The organism is Patulibacter ginsengiterrae (genome assembly GCF_056269115.1).
In genome coordinates, this window is record NZ_JBWDOG010000002.1 from 482,250 (window position 1) to 501,805 (window position 19,556).

At 73.9% G+C, this 19,556-nt stretch carries 13 protein-coding genes; 5 read left to right on the plus strand and 8 right to left on the minus strand.

Going from position 1 to position 19,556, the window contains the following annotated elements; translation table 11 throughout:
* Positions 1-57 precede the first annotated feature (57 nt).
* Positions 58-1,515, plus strand: coding sequence for a gamma-aminobutyraldehyde dehydrogenase (locus ACVUH9_RS05685; RefSeq protein WP_475754791.1), 1,458 nt, complete (start codon positions 58-60; stop codon positions 1,513-1,515).
* Between the two features lie 319 nt (positions 1,516-1,834).
* Here the strand turns inward: ACVUH9_RS05685 and ACVUH9_RS05690 are convergent, their stop codons facing one another.
* The gene (locus ACVUH9_RS05690) at positions 1,835-2,524 is read right to left on the minus strand and encodes a TetR/AcrR family transcriptional regulator (protein WP_475754793.1); all 690 of its coding nucleotides are present in this window, start codon (positions 2,522-2,524) and stop codon (positions 1,835-1,837) included.
* 96 nt (positions 2,525-2,620) lie between these two features.
* Here ACVUH9_RS05690 and ACVUH9_RS05695 point away from each other — a divergent pair, with 96 nt between their 5' ends.
* The gene (locus ACVUH9_RS05695) at positions 2,621-5,557 is read left to right on the plus strand and encodes an Ig-like domain-containing protein (protein WP_475754794.1); all 2,937 of its coding nucleotides are present in this window, start codon (positions 2,621-2,623) and stop codon (positions 5,555-5,557) included.
* Between the two features lie 789 nt (positions 5,558-6,346).
* Here the strand turns inward: ACVUH9_RS05695 and ACVUH9_RS05700 are convergent.
* Positions 6,347-7,444, minus strand: a complete 1,098-nt coding sequence (locus ACVUH9_RS05700; RefSeq protein WP_475754795.1) for a DMT family transporter — start codon at positions 7,442-7,444, stop codon at positions 6,347-6,349.
* On the opposite strand from ACVUH9_RS05700, the gene ACVUH9_RS05705 reads away from it, so the two are divergent.
* Positions 7,443-8,852: an aminotransferase-like domain-containing protein gene (locus ACVUH9_RS05705; protein WP_475754797.1), complete on the plus strand. Its 1,410-nt coding sequence runs from the start codon at positions 7,443-7,445 to the stop codon at positions 8,850-8,852. The two genes, ACVUH9_RS05700 and ACVUH9_RS05705, sit on opposite strands and share 2 nt — an antisense overlap.
* Positions 8,853-8,958: 106 nt before the next feature.
* Here the strand turns inward: ACVUH9_RS05705 and ACVUH9_RS05710 are convergent, their stop codons facing one another.
* From ACVUH9_RS05710 to ACVUH9_RS05735, 6 genes are all read right to left on the minus strand, one after another.
* Entirely contained in the window at positions 8,959-9,870 is a 912-nt protein-coding gene (locus tag ACVUH9_RS05710) for a hypothetical protein (protein ID WP_475754798.1), read from the minus strand.
* Complete coding sequence (locus tag ACVUH9_RS05715) at positions 9,867-10,475, minus strand: RNA polymerase sigma factor (protein WP_475754801.1); 609 nt, start codon at positions 10,473-10,475, stop codon at positions 9,867-9,869. The genes ACVUH9_RS05710 and ACVUH9_RS05715 overlap by 4 nt, the downstream gene beginning before the upstream one ends.
* A gap of 58 nt (positions 10,476-10,533) precedes the next feature.
* A complete protein-coding gene (locus ACVUH9_RS05720) occupies positions 10,534-10,953 on the minus strand; it encodes a GtrA family protein (protein WP_475754803.1) in 420 nt (139 codons plus the stop codon).
* Between the two features lie 301 nt (positions 10,954-11,254).
* The gene (locus ACVUH9_RS05725; RefSeq protein WP_475754805.1) at positions 11,255-12,919 is read right to left on the minus strand and encodes a hydantoinase B/oxoprolinase family protein; all 1,665 of its coding nucleotides are present in this window, start codon (positions 12,917-12,919) and stop codon (positions 11,255-11,257) included.
* 41 nt (positions 12,920-12,960) lie between these two features.
* Complete coding sequence (locus ACVUH9_RS05730) at positions 12,961-15,003, minus strand: hydantoinase/oxoprolinase family protein (protein ID WP_475754806.1); 2,043 nt, start codon at positions 15,001-15,003, stop codon at positions 12,961-12,963.
* Between the two features lie 150 nt (positions 15,004-15,153).
* Positions 15,154-16,947, minus strand: coding sequence for an ABC transporter substrate-binding protein (locus tag ACVUH9_RS05735; RefSeq protein WP_475754808.1), 1,794 nt, complete (start codon positions 16,945-16,947; stop codon positions 15,154-15,156).
* Positions 16,948-17,084: 137 nt separating this feature from the next.
* Between ACVUH9_RS05735 and ACVUH9_RS05740 the strand changes: the two genes are divergently transcribed.
* Complete coding sequence (locus ACVUH9_RS05740) at positions 17,085-18,476, plus strand: aspartate aminotransferase family protein (protein ID WP_475754810.1); 1,392 nt, start codon at positions 17,085-17,087, stop codon at positions 18,474-18,476.
* A 639-nt stretch (positions 18,477-19,115) separates the two neighbouring features.
* The gene (locus ACVUH9_RS05745; RefSeq protein ID WP_475754811.1) at positions 19,116-19,532 is read left to right on the plus strand and encodes a hypothetical protein; all 417 of its coding nucleotides are present in this window, start codon (positions 19,116-19,118) and stop codon (positions 19,530-19,532) included.
* The last annotated feature ends 24 nt before the right edge of the window (positions 19,533-19,556 follow it).

Consider the following 19,556-nt stretch of genomic DNA (forward strand, 5'->3'; position numbering starts at 1 on the left):
CGAGAAGTTCCCGTAGGCCCCCCACCCCGCCGTACCCTTCCTCTCCGGAGTCCTTGAATGAGCACTGCTGACGTCACCGTCCTGAAGAACCTCGTCGGGGGCGAGCTGGTCGACGCCACCACCGGCGTGCTCGAGGACGTCATCGACCCCGCGACCGAAGAGGTCATCGCCCGCGCCCCCGTCGGTGGCGCGGAGGACGTGACCCGGGCCGTCGACGCCGCCTCCGGTGCCGCCCGTGCCTGGGGCCGGACCACCCCGAAGGACCGCGCGACCGCGATCCTGGCGCTGGCCGACCTGCTCGACGAGCACGCTCCCGAGCTGGCCGAGCTGGAGTCGAAGGACGCCGGCAAGCCGCGCGACGCCGCGCTCGAGGAGGTCGAGTCGTGCAGCGACCACCTGCGCTTCTTCGCCGGCGCCGCCCGCTCCCTGAACGGCCAGGCCGCCGGGGAGTACGCCGACGGCTACACGTCGATCATCCGCCGCGAGCCGCTCGGCGTGGTCAGCCAGATCACGCCCTGGAACTACCCGCTGGCGATGGCGATGTGGAAGATCGGCCCGGCCCTGGCCGGCGGCAACACGATCGTCCTGAAGCCGTCCGAGCTGACCCCGATCACCACGATCCGGCTCGCCGAGCTGGCCGCCGAGGTCCTGCCCGCCGGCGTCCTCAACGTGATCACCGGCCACGGTCGCCCGGTCGGGGCCGACATGGTCACCAACCCGGCCGTGCGGCTGGTCTCGCTGACCGGCTCGGTCGGCACCGGCAAGGCGATCGCCCGCGCCGCGGCCGACACCCTCGCCCGGACCCACCTCGAGCTCGGCGGCAAGGCCCCCGTCGTGGTCCTCGACGACGCCGACCTCGACAAGGTCGTCGCCGGGATCCGCCTGGCCAGCTTCTACAACGCCGGCCAGGACTGCACCGCCGCCTGCCGGGTGATCGCCACCGCCGGGATCTACGACCGCCTGCTCGAGGCGCTCGTGCCCGCCGTCCAGTCGATCAAGGTCGGCGGGGTGGGTGGGAACGGTCTCGATGCCGACGACATCGAGCTCGGCCCGGTCATCTCGGCCGCCCAGCGCGAGAAGGTGCTCGGCTTCGTCGACCGCGCCGCCTCGGCCGGGGCCGACGTCCTGACCGGCGGCAACGCGCTTGGTCAGCGCGGCTTCTTCATCGCCCCGACGGTGATCGCGAACCCGACCCAGGACAGCGAGATCGTCCAGCAGGAGGTCTTCGGTCCCGTCGTCAGCGTCCAGCGCGCCGCCGACGAGGCCCAGGCGATCGAGTGGGCCAACGACACGATCTACGGCCTCGCCGCCTCGGTCTGGACCCGCGACGTCGGCTCCGCCCTCCGCGCCACCCGCGACCTCAACTTCGGCTGCGTGTGGGTCAACGACCACATCCCGTACCTCTCCGAGATGCCCCACGGCGGCTTCGGCGAGTCCGGCTACGGCAAGGACCTCTCGGTCTACTCGCTCGAGGAGTACACCCGGATCAAGCACGTGATGGCGAACCTGGACTAGAACCTGTTTCAGGATCAGTGGCTGCCTGGGGTGGTCGTTGACCGAGCCGGGCGGTGGACGGATCCCGAGAGTCAGACTGGTGGTCTGACTGAGGGTCCGGGTGCCGATCCGGCGATGTGTCAACGGCCGCCCCAGGCGGCCGATCATCCTGAACCAGGTTCGAGACGGGTGGGCGTGAGGGGTGTGTCGGCGCGGCGCATCTCGCGCCGTTCGACGCTCGGCAGTACTGGCGTACAGCTCTCCCGCCGACCGCCCCGACCTGCTTGGCCTCCACCTCCCCTCACACCCACCCGACGGGTGGGCGGCAGGAGATGCGGAGTCAGCGAATCGCCGCCGGCGCCGGCTCGAAGCCGCGCCAGACGATCCCGAACACGCGCTCGACCTGCTCGGCGACCACGTCGGCGGACAGCGCGCCCGGCGGTGACGCCGCGTAGGCGTACATGATCGGGAAGGCGGTGCCGGCGAGCAGCGTGCCGGCGAGGGTGAACGGGTCGACGTCGCCGCGGACCTCACCGCGCTGCTGGCCGTGGGCAACGAGCTGGGCGACGGTCTGGACGAGCGGCTGCTCGTCCTCCCCCAGCATCGCCGTGAAGCGCTCGCGCTGCGCGAGCACCTCCTGCAGCATCGCGCCGTGCAGCCGCGGCGGGTGGTCCCGGGGCCCGAGCAGCGTGGTGAAGAACGCCAGCGCGGTGGTGCGGGCGGCCTGGTCCGATGCGACGAGGCCCGCCGCGACGACCGGGGCGACGTGTTCGCGGACGTGCCGCACGGCGGCCTCGAGCAGCACGTCCTGCTTGCGCGGGAACCAGCGGTAGAAGGTCCCCCACGCGACACCCGCGGCCGCGACGACGTCCTCGATCCGGGTCGCGTCGACGCCGTGCTCGGCGAACTGGCGGACCGCCTCGACGTAGACGCGATCGCGGGCCACGGCGCCGCGCGCCTGGCGTGGGCGCGGCGGCAGCGGCGGGTCGTCGCTCGACCGGGTTCGCGGGGTCGCGGGCACGTCGCTCATCGGCCGACCCGGGCAGGGCAGCTAAACGTGATGTGAATCATGATATGAATCGTGTTCGCTCGGATCAGGGTAGCGTCGAACAAGGATCGCAGCACGATGAGACAGCGCAGCAACCACCCACGCACGCCCCGGCAACCAGGGGCGCGCCGGAGGATCACGGCGTCGACCGTCGCCCTCGCCGCCACGCTCGGGCTCCTGCTCCCAGCGGCGGGCGAGGCGGCGACGACGATCGGCGCTACGGGCACGGTTCAGATCCCCCTGGGCGACCCGTTCGTGGCCGTCGGCCAGTCGTTCACCGCGCCGACCACGGGCGATGATGTCCTCCACACCCTGCGGATCGACGGCTTGGGCCGCCCGGACGGCCTGCCGTTCCGGGTGGCGATCCAGGCCTTCGACCCCCAGAGGTCAGTCCCGTCGGGGCCCGTGCTCTACGAGAGCCCGCCGCTGGAATCCAGCACACAGGTGCGGGCCTACACCGCCTATCCGAACCTCACGCTGACCCCAGGTAAGCAGTACGCGTTCTCGGTGCCCGTCGCGCCAGGGGGCACGTTCCTCCTGTCGAACGCCGTCTACGCCGGGGGGTCCGTGCAGTACGGGTTCAGCGACGGCGGCTGGGGCCACTCCTCCACGCAGCACCTGGGGTTCCGGGCCGACTTCGACACCGGTCGGCGGGCAAGCGTCGTTGCCGTCTCCTGCCCGCCGGCGGCGATCGGCGTGGCCGCGACCTGCACGGCCAAGGTCACGGACGGCGCAGGCGGGCCCACCCCGACCGGCGACGTGCACTTCGCGGCACCCGGCAGCACCTTCGCCCCCGCGAGCTGCACGCTCGCGGACGGAGCCTGCAGCGTCAGCCACACCCCCATCGCGCCCGGCGCCCGCACGGTCACCGTCCTGTACGACGGTGACGCGCAGCAGCTCGAAGTCATCGGCACGACCGCCTTCGCGCCCCTGAAGCGCACGACGGCCACGTCCGTGCAGTGCCCCGGCCCCGCGATCCTGGGCGAGCCGACGACCTGCACCGCAACGGTGACCGACACCGATCCCGGGACGAGCACCACCCCGACGGGCACCGTCGCGCTCACCACCAGCGGAACGGGCCTCCTGAACCCTTCGCCGTGCGCGCTCGTGGCCGGCGTCTGCGCCTTCGCCTTCACCCCCGGGAGCGGGGCCGGTGAGGAGCACCGCCTGACGGCGACCTACGCCGACTCGTCGCCGCACGACTCCAGCACGGGCACGAGTGACGTGCCGATCGTGGCGCGGCCCGTGGTCAGCGGCGCCGGCAGCGAGGTCACGTGGACGGAGGGCGACAACGTCCCCGGAGTCCCGGTCGCGGTCGCGCCGAACGCGTCCGCCAGCGACGAGGACAGCGCGACCCTCGCCTCCGCCACCGTCGCGATCGGGACCGCGTTCTCGTCCGGCGAGGACGTCCTGGCCTTCTCGCCGAGCCCCGCGACCGGCAACGTCGTCGCCGACTACGCCGCGACCACCGGGATCCTGACCCTCACCAGCGACGGCGCGACGGCCACGCTCGCGCAGTGGACCGCCGCGCTCCGCGCGGTCACGTACACCAACCGCAGCGCGACACCGAGCACCGCCGACCGGACGATCGCCATCCTGGTGAGCGACGGCGAGAACCAGAGCCGGCCGGCGTCGTCCGTCGTCCGGATCACCGCGATCGACCAGCACCCCACCCTGACGGCGTCGGCCGGGGCCGCGCAGCTGGTCGAGGGCGACAACGTCGCGGCGACCCCGGTGCCCGTCGACGCCGGCCTCGTGGTCAGCGATCCCGACGAGGGCAACGACCGCTGCTCGGCCCGGATCACCGCCGGGCATGCCGACGCCGAGGACCTGCTGGCCTACGACGGCGACCTGACGATCGGCGGCGAGACGCTGGACCCGCGGTTCGACGCCCCGACCGGCACCCTCACGCTCGGCACCGCCGCACTGACCGCCGCCCAGTGGCAGGCGGTGCTGCGCGACGTCACCTACGCGAACACGAGCGAGCGACCGGACGCGACGCCGCGCACGGTGACCCTCTCCTGCCAGGGCACCGGCCTCGCCGACGCAACCACCCGGACGATCGAGGTCACGCCCACCGACGACACGCCCGTCGTCACCACCTCCGCCGGCACGACGACGTTCACGACCGCTGACGGCGTCCCCGGCAACCCGGTCGCGATCGACCCGGACCTGCGGCTCTCCGACGCCGATGACGAGACGCTGGCCTCCGCGACGGTGCAGATCGCCGACGGCCGCGAGACCGCGCACGACCGGCTGCTCCTGGACGTCGACCCCGCGACGATGGGGGCAGTCCGCGCGCGCTGGAACGCCGGGGCCGGCGTGCTCGAGCTGACCAGCGCGCCCGCCGCGACCGTCCTCGAGTGGCAGGCCGCCCTGCGCAGCGTCCGGTTCGCCAGCGACGCGGTCGTTCCCGGCGTCCACGACCGCGTTCTCACGTTCGCGGTCTCGGATGGCGAGCAGACGAGCGCCGAGGCCGACCGCCGGATCGCGATCGACCCGGTCGCCCAGACCCCGATCCTGACACCGCCCCCGCTGCCCCTGCCGCCGGTTGCCGCGGCGCCGACCCCGGTACCGAAGACGCCGCGGGCGAAGCCGGACCCGACGCCGAAGCCCGCCGGGCCGACGCTCGCCGGCTCGGCCGGTCTCCGGGCGACGACCGCCCTGCGCGTGCCGGCCTCCGGTCGGCTGCGGGTGCCGTGCCGGGTCGTCACCCGCTCGGCGACCCGCTGCACCGTCGACCTCTTCGCCACCGATCCGCGGCGACCGACCGCCAAGCGTGGCGGAACCCGGACCGGAGTCCGCGGGATCCGGATCGGCCGCGGCAGCGTCCGGAGCACCCGCCGCGGCCGGCTGCGACTGAGCGTGCCCGTCCGGCTCAACGCCCAGGGCCGGTCGCTCCTGCGCCGGCACCCCGCCGGCGTCCGCGCCACCGTCCGCGTACGCGCTACGTTCGCCGGCTACTCGCACCCGCGACGGACGACGACCACGCTCTGGCTGCGGCACCCGCGGTAGGCCGACAACCGGCCCATTTGGTGCACACCCACCGCGGTGGGGGGCGGCGTGGCACACTGCCCTCGCCGCACTCATCCTCCCTACCGCAAGGACCCCGATGTCCCGCATTCGCTCAACGATCCCGGCGACCGCCGTCGCCGTCACCCTCGGCCTGTCGCTCGTCGCCGTCGCCCCGGCGCACGCCGCGAAGAAGAAGACCCCGGCCGCCAAGGCCCCGGCCACCAAGACCGTCACCGCCTGCGTGAACAAGAAGAGCGGCGCCACCAAGGTGCTGCTCGGGAAGAAGGCGAAGAAGAAGTGCGCCAAGGGCTGGACCAAGGTGACGTGGAACGTCAGCGGGACCAACGGCGCCAACGGCACCAACGGCGCTAGCGGGACCAACGGGATCAACGGCGTCAACGGCCAGCCGCTCAGCGTCCGGGACGCTGCCGGCAACCGGATCGGGACGTTCGGGGGCGTCGGCGTCGCCGGCATCCCGATCCCGATCATCCAGGTGCTGGGCAGCGACGGCGGCCTCTACCCCTACCTCGAGACCGGGCAGTACTTCCCGCTCTTCTCGGCGTTCGGATCGAGCGCCTCCCCGCTCTTCCGCGACGCCGCCTGTGCCGGCACCGGGTACGTCCGGAGCGATCCGAGCTCGTGGAACGGGCTCCTGTCGAAGTTCGTCGGCGGATCGCTGCGCCTCGGGTTCCGCACGATGAACGGCCCGACGCTCGAGGTCACCGGCCCCGCCCGGGTCTGGAAGCTCACCACCACGACGGAGGTCCTGCCCGCCGTGGTGCCGCCGCTCTACCAGCTCGCCCCCTCCGGCACCTGCTCGGTGGTCGGCGCTGCCGATGCCCCCAAGCCGGCCGACCTGCTCGTCGCGCTGGAGTCGGTCCCGGCTCCGCCCGACGGCGTCGGTCGCCTGACGATCGGCTGATCCGCCCCCGGACCGCCGCGGCCGAGCGCCGCGGCGGTCCCACCGGCGGACGTCCCGAGCCGCGCCCGCACCGCAACGCCCGCGCAGAGGACGACCGCCAGGCCGCCGAGGACGGTCGCCCAGGTCAGCCGCTCGCCCAGCAGCAGCGCCGCCCACGTGATGCTGAGCACCGCCTGCACGAGCTGGACCTGGCTGACCTGCGCCATCGGGCCGATCGCGAGACCGCGGTACCAGGCGAAGAAGCCGAGGTACATGCTGACCACCGCGAGGTACCCGAACGCGGCCCACTCCGCCAAGGAGGCAGCGGGCGGCTGCGCGGCGGCGGAGACGACGGTGAGCACGACCATCAGCGGCGCGGCGAGCACCAGCGCCCACGAGACGGTCTGCCAGGAGCCGAGCTCGCGCGACAGCAGTCCGCCCTCGGCGTAGCCGATCGCGGCGGCGACCACGGCACCGAACAGCAGCAGGTCGGCCCAGTGCAGCTCGCCGAACCCGCCGCCCTGGAGCGAGGCGAAGCCCAGCGCGGCCACGGCCCCGATCGCCGCCATCGCCCAGAACGCCCGCGGCGGCCGCTCGTGGCCGCGCAGGACCACCATCACCGCGGTCGCGGCGGGCAGCAGGGCGATCACGACGGCCCCGTGACCGGCCGGCGCGGTCCGCAGCGCAAACGACGTCAACAGCGGAAAGCCGACCACCACGCCCCCGGCGACGAGCGCCAGGCGCAGCCACTGGCCGCCCCGCGGGCGCCGCTGCCGGGTCACCGCCAGGGCCAGGACCGCCAGGACCGCGGCGACCACGGCCCGGCCGGACCCGATGAACAACGGCGAGAGGCCACCGACCGCCACCCGCGTGAACGGGACGGTGAAGGAGAACGCGACCACCCCCACGAGACCCCACCCCAGACCGGCCCGCGAGGCCGATAGCACGAGGCCGGCGGGCTGAGTAGCGCTACTCTGTATCGACATGAGTCACGATAGCGGTTCGCGAATCGCCTCCGGCCTGCGGGAGTGGATCGCCCAGGCCCCGCCCGGGGCGCGGCTGCCGTCGAGTCGGTCGCTGGTGGCGCAGTACGGCGTGAGCCCCGTGACGGTGCAGAAGGCGATGCGGACCCTCACCGCGCAGGGCCTGATCGAGAGCCGGCCCGGCGTCGGCACCTTCGTTCGCGAGGTCCGGACGGCACGGCCCCAGGACTACGGCTGGCAGACCGCGGCGCTCCGGGCCCCGCAGCGGCGTCTCCCGCTGCTCGCGACGGCGATGCGGGCCAGTCCCAACGACGTGATCGCGCTGCACGCCGGCTACCCCGACCGCGAGTTGCTGCCCGAGCGCCTGATCCGCTCCGCGCTCACCCGGGCCGCCCGCAGCGACGCGGCCCTGACGCGATCCCCCACCGCGGGACTCCCGGAGCTGCAGGCGTGGTTCGCGGCCGAGCTGGGCGCCGCGACGCCGGCGGGCGTGATGCGGCCGACGGCCGGCGACGTGGTCGTGCTGCCCGGAAGCCAGAGCGGCCTGAGCTCGATCTTCCGGGCGCTGGTCACCGCCGGACGGCCGCTCCTGATCGAGTCGCCGACCTACTGGGGCGCGATCCTCGCCGCCGCCCAGGCCGGCGTGCGCGTGGTGCCGGTGCCGAGCGGCCCCCAGGGTCCCGACCCCGACGAGCTGGAGCGCGCCTTCGCGGAGACCGGCGCCCGGACGTTCTACGCGCAGCCGAGCTTCGCCAATCCGACCGGCGCGCAGTGGTCGCCCGCCGTCCGCGACCGGATCCTCGAGGTCGTCCGCACCCACGGCGCGTTCCTGATCGAGGACGACTGGGCCCACGACCTCGCGATCACCACCGACTCCGCCGCCGTCGCCGCGCACGACGACGCCGGCCACGTCGTCTACATCCGCTCGTTGACCAAGAGCGTCTCGCCCGCGATCCGGATCGCGGCGGTGATCGCCCGCGGACCGGCACGGGAGCGGATCCTCGCCGACCGCGGAGCCGCGTCGATGTACGTCAGCGGCCTGCTCCAAGCGGCCGCGCTCGACGTTGTCACCCAGCCCGCCTGGCGCACCCACCTGCGCGGCCTGCGCCACCAGCTCCGCGCCCGCCGCGACCTGCTCGTCTCCAGCCTGCACGAGCACGTGCCCGACGCGCATCTCGAGCACCTTCCCCAGGGCGGCCTGAACCTCTGGCTGCGCCTGCCCGACGGGACCGATCTCACCCGGCTGGTCCGGGACTGCGAGACCGCGGGCGTGCTGATCGCCGACGGCCGCGAGTGGTTCCCCGCCGAGCCCGCCGGACCGTACGTGCGGCTGAACTACTCCGGGGCGAACCCCGGCGCGTTCCCGGAAGGCGCTCGCCTGATCGGCCGGGCGCTGGCGGAGAACGGCTAGCGCGCGGCCCGATTGCACGATCGAAGACGCCCACTCGACGGGCCGTGACCGGCCGGTCGCCCGTCGCGGACCCGGTCGCCCGTCGCGAGTCAGCAGCCGCTCCCGCTCACTCGAAGCGGCCCTCGTCGGTGCGGGTCGCGCCGGGGTGCTCGCTCATCCGCAGCAGCGCGTCGTTGTCGGCGGTGCGCGGCAGCTGCTGGACCTCGAGGTAGTCGACGGTTCGGTCCGGAGCGTCCCCGGTCCCGTGGTCGACGAGCCGGACCGGCAGCGCGTCGTCGCGGTTCAGGAAGATGTCGCGGACCGTCGTCAGCTGCTTGGTCGGCAGGCCCCGCGGGCGCGAGAGGTCGGCGCCGGGCGGCGGGTCGAGCACGGTCACGCTGCTCGTGATCCGGACCTGCTCGACCGGGATCCCCCGGATCGTGCTGCGGCCGACGACCGTCGCGACGCCGTCGCCGTCCTCCGCCCGCTGCAGCAGCGCCCGCAGGTCACCGACCGTGGTCACCGCCAGCAGGTCGTTGCCGCGCGCCAGGCCGACGCTGCCCAGCCGCTCCCGGAACCAGTCCGGATCGCGGTGAACGAGCAGGTCGTCGCGCTCGCGGTCGTAGGTCGTGAAGGTGCGGGCGTCCCGGTCACGGACCGACTCGAGCGCGCCGTCGTCGAAGACCGTCCGCTCCCGCCGCCCGTCGGTCGTCTGCCACGACTCCAGCGCGCGAGACCGCGAGCCGTTGGCGACCGTGGCCCGGAAGTGCAGGATCGTGTTCGGTCGCGAGACGGCGGCGGCAGCGCGGCCGAGGACCGTGGGCGTGCCCGCGGGGCCGCCGGGTGACACGACGACGACCGCCGTCGCGGCGACGGCCAGCGCTCCGGCCACGACCGCCGGCCGGACGTAGGACGAGCGCCGACGCGGCGCGGGCTCCGGGCCGGCGAGCAGCAGCCGCTCGAGCGCCGCCGCGTCGGGACGGGCGTCGGCAGGCGGACGCAGCTCGCGGAGCAGCGTGGTGGGATCGACCGGGCTCATGCGGGGTTCCTGTTCGTGGTGGGGCTGGTGGGGACGGGCGACTCGGCGGCCGAGCTGGTGCGGACCGATGTCGGCGGCCGACGGTCGGGAGCGAGCTCCCGACGGAGCGCGCCCTCCAGGCGTCGGCGCGCCCGAGAGAGCCGGGCGCGCGTCGCGACCACGCCCAGCTCGAGGACGACGGCGATCTCACGCGCCGGCAGGTCCTCCCAGACGTGCAGGAGCATCAGCTCGCGGTCCTGCTCCGACAGCGTCGCCAGCGCGGCGACCAGGGCCTGCCGCTGGGTCCGTCGCTCGGCGTCGACCTCGACGTCGAGCGCAGCGCCCCGGGTCGCCTCCTGCATCGCCAGCAGCGTCACCTGCTCGGTCAGTGCCCGGGCCCGATCGCTGCCGCGGCGCTGGTTGGCCAGCTGCTTCGCCGCGACGTTCAGCAGCCACGGCAACGTGTGGTCGGGCACCGCACCGAACCGCCGCCAGGCGACGAGGAACGTCTCCGCCGTCAGGTCATCGACCTGGTCGGCGTGCGTGCGGGCGGCCAGGTAGCGCCGAACGGTCGCGTAGTGCGTGCCGTAGAGCTGCCGGAAGGCGTCGGGATCGCGGTCGTCCATCACCAGGGAGATGTCCGGCCGCCACGTTTCGTGACCGCGACCCGCGCGGCCGCGCCGATCAGGCCGGCGGCGTCGCCTGGGCGCGCGCGGCGCTGCGGCTCAGCAGCCAGTGCATGAAGAGGTAGTTCGCTCCGAACGAGAACGGCAGCACCAGCGTCTTGGCGAGCAGGAACTTGCCGTCGAGCGCCGATTCGAGCAGGCCGACCGCCAACGAGGCCGCCGGCACCGCACAGGCCTGCCAGGCCAGGTAGCGGAGGAACGTCCCCCGCGAGGAGACCGCCCCGAGGTGGGCGAACACGTGCCGCAGCGAGACGACGTAGACGAACGTCACCCCGGCCGAGGCCGAGAACAGGTTCGCCACCCCCGCGGGCACGCCGAGCTCGTGCAGCGCGGTGTAGATCGCGTAGTCGAGCAGCAGCCCGAGGCCCGACGCACCGCCGAACCGCACGATCGAGCGCGCGTGCTGGGCGAGGCTCATGCGCGTGCTCCGCGGTCGGTCGGGCGGAGAGGGCGAGCGCCGTGCGGGGCGGATCGGTCGCGGTCGGGTCGGGCCATGCGATCGCGGAGTATGACCGCTGGAGCGGGCGAGCCGCGGGGCGCCGGGCGGCGAGGTCGCCCCGCCCCGACCGGGGTCCGTTCGGCGCGGGTCCGGGCAGCCCGCAGGCACGGCCCCCGGGCCTGGGCACGCGGCAGGCACGGCCCCCGCCCACCGGGGTCGCCCACCGCCCCGCCGAGCCGACCGACGGCCGACCGGACCGAAGCCCGACCCGGCAACCCCCTCAGCCGAGCCCGTAGACCGCCGCCGCAGCCTCGGCCGTGATCTTGCCCTCGAGCAGGTCGCGCTCGACCAGCGCGCGGTCGCGCTCGCGCGGGTCGCCGTAGCCACCCCCGCCGCCGGTCACCACCACCAGACGGTCGCCGCGGCGAGCATCGACCCGCAGCTTGCGCAGCTCCGTCGACGACCCGTCGGCGCGCTCCAGCGTGACCCGCGCCGGACGACCGTCACCGCCACCGCGGATCCCGTGGGGGGCGTGCACCTCCAGCGTCTGCTCGGTGTAGACCACCGCATCGGCGTCGTCGAGGAACTCGTAGATCCGGCGCATCCCGAGGCCACCCCGGAAGCGGCCCGGGCCGGCGGAGTCCGCGACCAGCTCGGTCCCGACGATCCGGACCGGGTACTGCAGCTCGGCGATCTCCGCCGGCAGCATCTGGACGTTGCCGAGGTAGGTGTCGACCGTGTCGAGGCCGTCGCCCGCCGCGTGGGCGCCCATCCCGCCGCCGAGGTCGTCCTGGATCACGACCGGATCGCCGGTCCGCGGGTGCGCGCAGGCCGCCGCGAGGCTGGAGAAGCCGACGAACGAGCCGGCGGTCGCCTCGTCCGGGTAGAGGTCGCCGAACGCGCGGACCAGCGTGTCGGTCGTGCGCTGCGCGGCCAGATGGCGAAGGCTGACCGCCGCCGGGAACCGCGGGTTGGCGATCGAGCCCTCGGGCAGGACCATCTCGATCGCCCGGAAGACGCCGCCGTTGTGGGGCGCGTCCGGGTCGAAGATCGCCTTGATCGCGTAGCCGATGCTCGACCGCGCGGCCGTCTCCGACATGTTCATCCCACCGGCCATCTGCGGGGCGGTCCCGGTCAGGTCGACGTGGACGCCGTCGCCCGCAACGGTCACGCGGACCCGGATCGGGACCGGCGCGCCGCCGACGCCGTCGTCGTCGAGCCAGCCCTCGGCCTCGGCGACGCCGTCGGGACGGGCGGCGATCGCCGCCCGCAGCCGCCGCTCGGACTGCTCCAGCAGCGCGTCCATCGCGGCCACGATCGTCGCCCCGCCGTAGCGGCCGAGCAGCTCGTCCATCCGCCGCGCCCCGAGCCGGGCCGCGGCCAGCTGGGCTCGCAGGTCGCCCGCGGTCGAGCGCGGGTCGCGGATGTTGTTCTCCAAGGTCCGCAGCAGCGGCTCGTTGAGCCGGCCCGCGTCGACCAGCCGGACCGGCGGGATCCGCAGCCCCTCCTCGAAGATCGAGTGGTTGGCGTAGCCCTCGGTGCCCGGGTTGGTGCCACCCATGTCGCTGTGGTGGGCGATGTTGCCGCACCAGCCGACCAGCGTGCCGTCGGCGAACAGCGGCACGAACAGCTGGATGTCCGGCGTGTGGGTGCCGCCGCGGTACGGGTCGTTGGTCATGAAGACGTCGCCCGGCTGCGGGTCGCCGCCCTCGTCGATCACGAACGGCATCGTCGCCGCCATCGTGCCGAGGAAGGCGGGGATCAGCTCGTCCTGGGCGACGGTCTCGCCCGCGGCGGTGAAGACGCCGCAGGAGTAGTCGTACATCTCGCGGATGATCGGCGAGTGCGACGAGCGCCGCAGCGCCTCGCCCATCTCCCACGCCATCGAGCGCAGGGCGCTGGCGATCACCGCGACGGTGATCGGATCGGTCGTCGGGGTGCTCATCGGACGTCCTCCGTCGGGGGCCGGATCGTTCGTGGGGATGCTCATGCCGTCGCCTCCGTCGGGGTGATGACCAGGGCCGCGGACTCGTGCACCTCGGCACGCGCGCCCGGCGGGACGACGGTCGTCGTGTCGAGCTGCTCGATGATCGCCGGGCCGTCGACCCGCTGACCGCGGGCCAGCTCGCCGCGACGGTAGACCGCCGTCGCGTACGGCTCGTCGCGGTCGCGGAAGCGGACCGGCCGCGTCGCGTAGGCCTGGCCGGCGGCGTCGGCCGTCTCGCGCGGGAGCTCCGGCATCGGCCGCAGCCCGTACGCGATCACGCGGGCGACGACGCTCTCGACCGGCAGCTCCGGCGCAGCGTGGCCGAACGTCCGCTCGTGCTGGACGTGGAACCGCACGACGACGTCGGCGAACCGCTCGCCGGCCGTCGTCGGCACCGTCAGCGCGTGCTCCTGGCCGACGTAGCGGACGTCGATCCCCCGCTCCAGCGACTGGTCCTCGGGGGCCACGTCGTCGGCGGCCAGCTGGGCGGACGCGTGCGCTTCGACCGCCGCGAAGCAGCCCGCGACCTGATCGTCGGTCAGGCCGCCCTCGGCCCCGGGCAACGGTGCGACGTGGTCGTGGCGGAGGTGCGCGCCGAGCAACCCGAACGCGCTGAGCAGGCCCGGGTAGGGCGGGATGATCGTCGCCGGCATCCCCAGCGCGAGCATCAGCGGCGCGGCCAGCAGCGGCCCGGCGCCACCGCCGGCGACGAGCGCGAAGTCGCGGAGGTCGTCGCCGTGACGGGCGGCAGCGGAGCGGATCGCCCCGGCGGTGTTCTCCTCCAGGACCGCGATCACGCCGAGGGCGGCGGCGTCGGCGTCGATCCCGAGCGGCTCGCCGATCCGGGCCAGGGCCTCGCGGGCCAGCGCGACGTCGAGCGGCAGCTCGCCGTCGATCAGCCCCGCCGCGGACAGCCGGCCGAGCAACAGCTGGGCGTCGGTCACGGTCGGCTCGGTTCCGCCCCAGCCGTAGCACGCCGGACCGGGGGCGGCGCCCGCGCTGCGGGGGCCGACGCTCAGGGCGCCGCCGACGTCGACGCCGGCGATGCTGCCGCCGCCGGCCCCGATCGCGTCGACCTCGATGTGGGCCACCTTGCAGGGCACGCCGTTGGGCAGGGTCATCTCGACGGTCGTCCGAGGACGCTCGTCGAGCACCACGCCGATGTCGGCGCTGGTACCGCCGACGTCGAAGGTGATGCAGCTGCGGAAGCCGGCGGCGGCGGCCTCGCGGGCGCCACCGACGACGCCGGCGGCGGGACCGGAGAGCAGCAGCTGGTGGGCGTGCTCGCCCATCGAGCGCTCGGCCGTCCCGATCCCGCCGTTGCTCTGCATCACGTACAGGCGGGCGGCGAGCGGCGGCGCGGCGAGCCGGTCGCGGAGCGAGCTGATGTAGGGGTCGAGCCTCGGCGCCAGCGCGGCGTTGACGGCGGCGGTCGCGAAGCGCGGGTACTCGCGCGGCTCCTGGGTGACCTCCGAGGAGCGACAGACGTAGATCCCCGGCGCGTGCTCGCGGACGATCCGCTGGATCTCGATCTCCTGCTCGGGCGCGACGTAGGCGAACGCGCAGGCGACGGCGATCGACGCGACCCCGGCGGCGACCAGCTGCTTCGCGGCCGCCGCGATCTCCTCCGGGTCGATCGCCTCGATCTCGACCCCGTCGGCGTCGCAGCGGCCGGCGACCTCGACCCGCAGCTGCCGCGGGACCATCAGCGGCGGGCGGCTCTGGCGCAGGTCGTAGAGCTTGCCGCGGGTCTGGGTGCCGATCTCGAGCGCGTCGCGGAAGCCGCGGGTGGTGATCATCCCGCAGCGGGCGAGGTCGTTGACGATCACCGCGTTGGTGGCGATCGTGGTGCCGTGGACGACCGACTCGACCGGGGCTCCCCCGTCGTCCAGGCGCCCGACCCCGGTCAGGATCGCCTCCTGGGGTTGACTCGGCACCGACGGGACCTTCGCCACCCGGACCTGGTGCTGGTCGTAGTCGACCAGGACGCAGTCCGTGAAGGTTCCCCCGGTGTCGACTCCGATGCGTCGCAGTGCGGGCATGCTGCCTCTCGTTCGTCTCTCGGCCCGCGGCGACTCGCCGCGCTCCCGTTCGGCGACGACTCTGGCCGACGGTCGCCCGCACGGCAATACGTCAATGCTCGTACGCCGGAGCCTCGAGCGCCGGGCTCGGACGGCCGGGATCGTCCGGCGCTACCGCGCCAGGGCGCCGGCCGCGAGCGACCACGGCGGCGTCCGGAACGGGACCTCGGCGTAGGTCCCCGGCGAGAGCACCCGCTGGCGCCCGTCCTGGATCTGGAAGACCAGCTGGGCCTGCCCGAGCGAGGCGTCCGGGGTGTCGAACGGGAACGAGAGCCCGCACTGGCGGTCGTGCCCGAGCACGTAGCTGCCGTTGACGCCACGGTGGTGGCCGCGACGCAGCTCCGCCGCGACCTTGGCGAACGCCCGCGGGTTGCCGACCCGCGACCAGGCGTTGACGAGCAGCCCGACCTGGTCGTAGGCGAGCCCGGCCAGGGTACGGCCGGGCGCGGCGCCGTAGCTCCGGCGGTAGCGACGCTCGAAGTCGGCCGCGATCGGGTCGCCGCCGTTGCCGGTGACCGTCGCCCACAGCAGGCCCTCGGCGCTCGCCCCGGCGATCTCCAGGAAGGCCGGCACCGACGGTGCGTGGACCGCGTAGAGCAGGGACGGGACCGGCCCCTCGTCGGCCACCCGCCGCAGCAGTGCGGCCAGCTCGTCGGGCAGGAAGTGCGCGACCAGCACCGCCGCCGGAGACCGCTCGCGGATCGCGGTCAGGGTCGGATCCCAGTCGGCGTCCCGGAGCGCGACGACCAGCCGCCGGTCGATCTCCCAACCCGAGGCCTCGGCCGCGGCGACGACCTCCGGCCGCAGCACGTGGCCGCCGGTGGTGTCGGTCTCGACGACCAGCAGCCGGCGGTTGGCGGGACGCCAGGCGGTCGTCTCCCGCAGCTGGTCGAGGAAGCGGACGAAGCCGAGCCCGTAGTGCCGCTCGGTCGGGTCGACCTGGAAGACGCGGCCGAGCGTGTCCGGGTCCTCGCGGACCCACTCGGTCTGGGCCTCGCTGGTCATCGCGTTCAGCAGCGGTGCGCCGTAGGCCCCGACCGCGGCGTAGCTGGCGCGGTCGTCGACCAGCGAGTAGCCCATCGTGATCGCATCGACCTCGGCCTCGAGCAGCTCGCCGAGCGCGGCGTCGAAGCTGCCGGGCGCGCAGGCGTCGACGGGCACCACGACCTGCTGGAGCGGGCGGCCGGCGATCCCGCCGTGGCGGTTGATCTCCTCGATCGCCAGCTGCGACCCGCGCTGCATCTCGATCCCCTCGGCCCGCAGCGGGCCGTCCAGCGGCAGCGCCGAGCCGACCAGGTACGGCCGTTGCCGCGGTGCCCGCCGTCCGCGGGGCGCGACGGTTCGCCCCTCGGCAACCTGCGCGACCGCACCGACGGCGAGGATGTCGACGCTGCGACCGGGCGCCGGCAGCGGGATCCGCAGCAGCCCCTGCTCGACCGCGATCGCCCCGGCACCGGTGCGGGTGCCGACGCCGAGCTTGCCCATCACCCGGTAGACGTGGGTCGAGATCGTCCGCGGGCTGGCGTCGAGGTGGACCGCGATCTCGGGGTTGCTGAGCCCGCCGGCCAGCAGCGTCAGGACGTCGAGCTCGCGAACGGTCAGGCCGTAGGGCGGCGACGGCTCGGGGGTCAGCTCGACGAGGGCGCCGCCCCCGTCCTCGCGCAGCGCGTGGACGCCGAGCCAGCGCGGGCCGTCGACGAAGCTGGCGCGCAGCGCGACGACCGGCGCCCGGACGAACGCGTGGAGGTAGCGCTCCAGCTCGGGGTGGGCGCGGATCAGGGCGACGCCGGCGGCGCCGTTGCGCTGCTCGAGCGTTCCGTCGGCGGCCAGCGACGCGGCGGCCGGGGCGGGCGTGATCCGGGCGTCTTCCCGGGAGTCCTCCACGTGCGGGCCGTCGGGCGCCATCTCGAGCCCATCGTCCCACAGCGACGGTCGATCGCCGGCCGGATCGGGGCCGGAAGCGACGACCTGTCGCCCCTCGGGCGAAGAGACTCGACGGATCGGACTTGCCTTCCGCACTAAGTGATGGCATCATCACTTATATGAGCACGACGTCGAAGCCCAGCCACGCGGGAGCCGCCGCGCTCCGCAAGTCCGCGCAGGAGCACCTCTGGCTGCACTTCAGCCAGATGTCGGACTTCGAGAAGCGCCCGCTGCCGATCATCGTCAGCGGCGAGGGCAGCTACCTCACCGACGTCGACGGCAAGACGTTCCTCGACGGCCTGGCCGGCCTCTTCGCCGTCCAGATCGGCTACAGCCACGGCGAGGAGATCGGCGAGGCCGCGGCCGCGCAGATGCGCGAGCTGCCGTACTACACGAACTGGAACTACGCCCACCCGCGCGCGATCGAGCTGGCCGAAGAGGTCTCCTCGCTCGCCCCCGACGGCTTCAACCGCGTCTTCTTCACCTCCGGTGGCGCCGAGTCCGTCGAGGCCGCCTGGAAGATCGCCCGCCAGTACCACGCCCTCAACGGCGAGCGCCGCTGGAAGGCGATCGGCCGCGACGTCGCCTACCACGGCACCACCATGGGCGCGCTCTCGATCACCGGCGTGGAGTCGATCCGCAGCCCGTTCGAGCCGCTCGTCCCCCAGGTCTCGCACGTCCGCAACACGGACCGCTTCCACCGCCCCGAGGGCGAGACGGAAGAGCAGTTCACCGCGATGCTGCTCGACGACATGGAGCACCGGATCCTCAGCGAGGGCCCGGAGACGATCGCCATGATCATCCTCGAGCCGGTCCAGAACTCGGGCGGCGCCTTCACCCCGCCCAAGGGCTACTTCCAGGGCGTCCGCGCGCTCTGCGACGAGTACGGGATCCTGCTCTGCGCCGACGAGGTCATCACCGGCTTCGGCCGCCTCGGCGAGTGGTTCGGCTCGATCAAGTACGACATCAAGCCCGACCTGATCACGTCCGCCAAGGGCCTCTCGTCGGCCTACGCCTCGATCGGCGCGCTGATCGTCTCCGACAAGGTCGCCGAGCCGTTCTACGGCCAGGACCAGATGTTCTCGCACGGCATCACCTTCGGCGGCCACCCGGTCCAGACGGCGATCGCGCTCAAGAACATCGAGATCATGAAGCGGCTCGACGTGGTCGGCAACGTCGCCGCCAACGCCGACGCCTTCCGCAACACGCTGAACCCGCTGCTCGACATCCCGATCGTCGGCGACGTCCGCGGCACCGGCTACTTCTACGCGCTCGAGCTGGTCAAGGACAAGGACACGAAGCAGGGCTTCAGCGCCGAGGAGGGCAAGGACCTGCTCCAGAACTTCCTCTCCGACCGCCTCCACGACGCCGGCCTGATCTGCCGCGCCGACGACCGTGGCGAGCCCGTCATCCAGGTCTCGCCGCCGCTGGTCGCCGGCCAGGAGGAGTTCGACAAGATCGCCGGCATCCTCGGCACCGTCCTGACCGAGGCCACCGAGCGGGTGCGCTGAGCCGTCGGGCCGCCTGGCGCGGCCCGCACCAACCGTCGATCGCCGTAGTCGGGCGGATCGCCTGAGGGACCCGGGGTCCGCCGTTCGCTCGGCGGGCCCCGTCTGCGTTGGTGGGGGGGGCGCGCGGGCGGACCCTGTCTGCGTTGGTGGGGCGCGCGTGAGGCGTTCGCTCGGCGGCACCGTCTGAGTTGGCGGGGGGGCGTGCCGGGCGGGCGGGTCGCGGCGGGCGGTCCACCGAACCCGTTCTCACTGAGGTTGGCCACCGTAGAGGTGGCGAACCTCAAGGAGAACGACCAGGCCCGCCCCGTCCGCGCTGCCCGATGACTCCGCGATGCCTTGCCCACCGTGGAGGTGGCAAACGCATCGAGGAGCAGGCCCGGGGCCCGCGCGGGTCGCCACTCACCCACCGCGCTCCCCTCCGCGATGCCTTGTCCACCGTGGAGGTGGCGAACGCATCGAGGAGCAGGCCGGCCGCTCGGCCGGCACCCCGCGGCCGCCCGTCCCGCCGCGCCCGCGCGCCCCGCCGCGCCCGCTACCCCCATCGCCCGCCCCGAATTTCCCCACAAACGACGGCGTCCGACTTAGACTATCCGGCGAGTTCAGTCCCGTGAGCCCGACCCACCGCGAGTCGACCTGCCGATGCCCGATCACCCGCCGCTCAAGATGGAGATCAGCCGCCACGCCGCCCGCCGCTGGGCCGAGCGTGTCCGCCAGGACCGCACGATCGGTCCTCGCGCGGCCCGCTCGGACATGGAGCGCTGCGCACGACTCGGCACGGTCCAGGTCGACGCACCAGCCTGGATGTACGCGACCGAGGAGGACTACGAGGGCTCGGTCTACCTGATGCTCGGCGACGACGTGGCCCTGGTGCTCTGCCGACCCCCGAACCGCCCGTGGGTGGTCGTCACGGTGATGACCCGGCACGACGCGGGCGGTGTCCACGCCGCCACCCTCCGCGAACGCCGCCAGGCCCGCCGCGCCGCGCTGCACCCTCCCCCGCGGGCCGGCAGCCTGCTGCCACCACGCACCTACGACGACGGCCTCTACGAGTTCTAGATCAGTGATTCCACGACCTCGCGA

Coding starts and splice junctions, on each gene's coding strand:
- ACVUH9_RS05685 (WP_475754791.1), top strand. CDS start 58: ATGAGCACTGCTGACGTCACCGTCCTGAAGAACCTCGTCGGGGGCGAG.
- ACVUH9_RS05690 (WP_475754793.1), bottom strand. CDS start 2,524: ATGAGCGACGTGCCCGCGACCCCGCGAACCCGGTCGAGCGACGACCCG.
- ACVUH9_RS05695 (WP_475754794.1), top strand. CDS start 2,621: ATGAGACAGCGCAGCAACCACCCACGCACGCCCCGGCAACCAGGGGCG.
- ACVUH9_RS05705 (WP_475754797.1), top strand. CDS start 7,443: ATGAGTCACGATAGCGGTTCGCGAATCGCCTCCGGCCTGCGGGAGTGG.
- ACVUH9_RS05700 (WP_475754795.1), bottom strand. CDS start 7,444: ATGTCGATACAGAGTAGCGCTACTCAGCCCGCCGGCCTCGTGCTATCG.
- ACVUH9_RS05710 (WP_475754798.1), bottom strand. CDS start 9,870: ATGAGCCCGGTCGATCCCACCACGCTGCTCCGCGAGCTGCGTCCGCCT.
- ACVUH9_RS05715 (WP_475754801.1), bottom strand. CDS start 10,475: ATGGACGACCGCGATCCCGACGCCTTCCGGCAGCTCTACGGCACGCAC.
- ACVUH9_RS05720 (WP_475754803.1), bottom strand. CDS start 10,953: ATGAGCCTCGCCCAGCACGCGCGCTCGATCGTGCGGTTCGGCGGTGCG.
- ACVUH9_RS05725 (WP_475754805.1), bottom strand. CDS start 12,919: ATGAGCACCCCGACGACCGATCCGATCACCGTCGCGGTGATCGCCAGC.
- ACVUH9_RS05730 (WP_475754806.1), bottom strand. CDS start 15,003: ATGCCCGCACTGCGACGCATCGGAGTCGACACCGGGGGAACCTTCACG.
- ACVUH9_RS05735 (WP_475754808.1), bottom strand. CDS start 16,947: ATGGCGCCCGACGGCCCGCACGTGGAGGACTCCCGGGAAGACGCCCGG.
- ACVUH9_RS05740 (WP_475754810.1), top strand. CDS start 17,085: ATGAGCACGACGTCGAAGCCCAGCCACGCGGGAGCCGCCGCGCTCCGC.
- ACVUH9_RS05745 (WP_475754811.1), top strand. CDS start 19,116: ATGCCCGATCACCCGCCGCTCAAGATGGAGATCAGCCGCCACGCCGCC.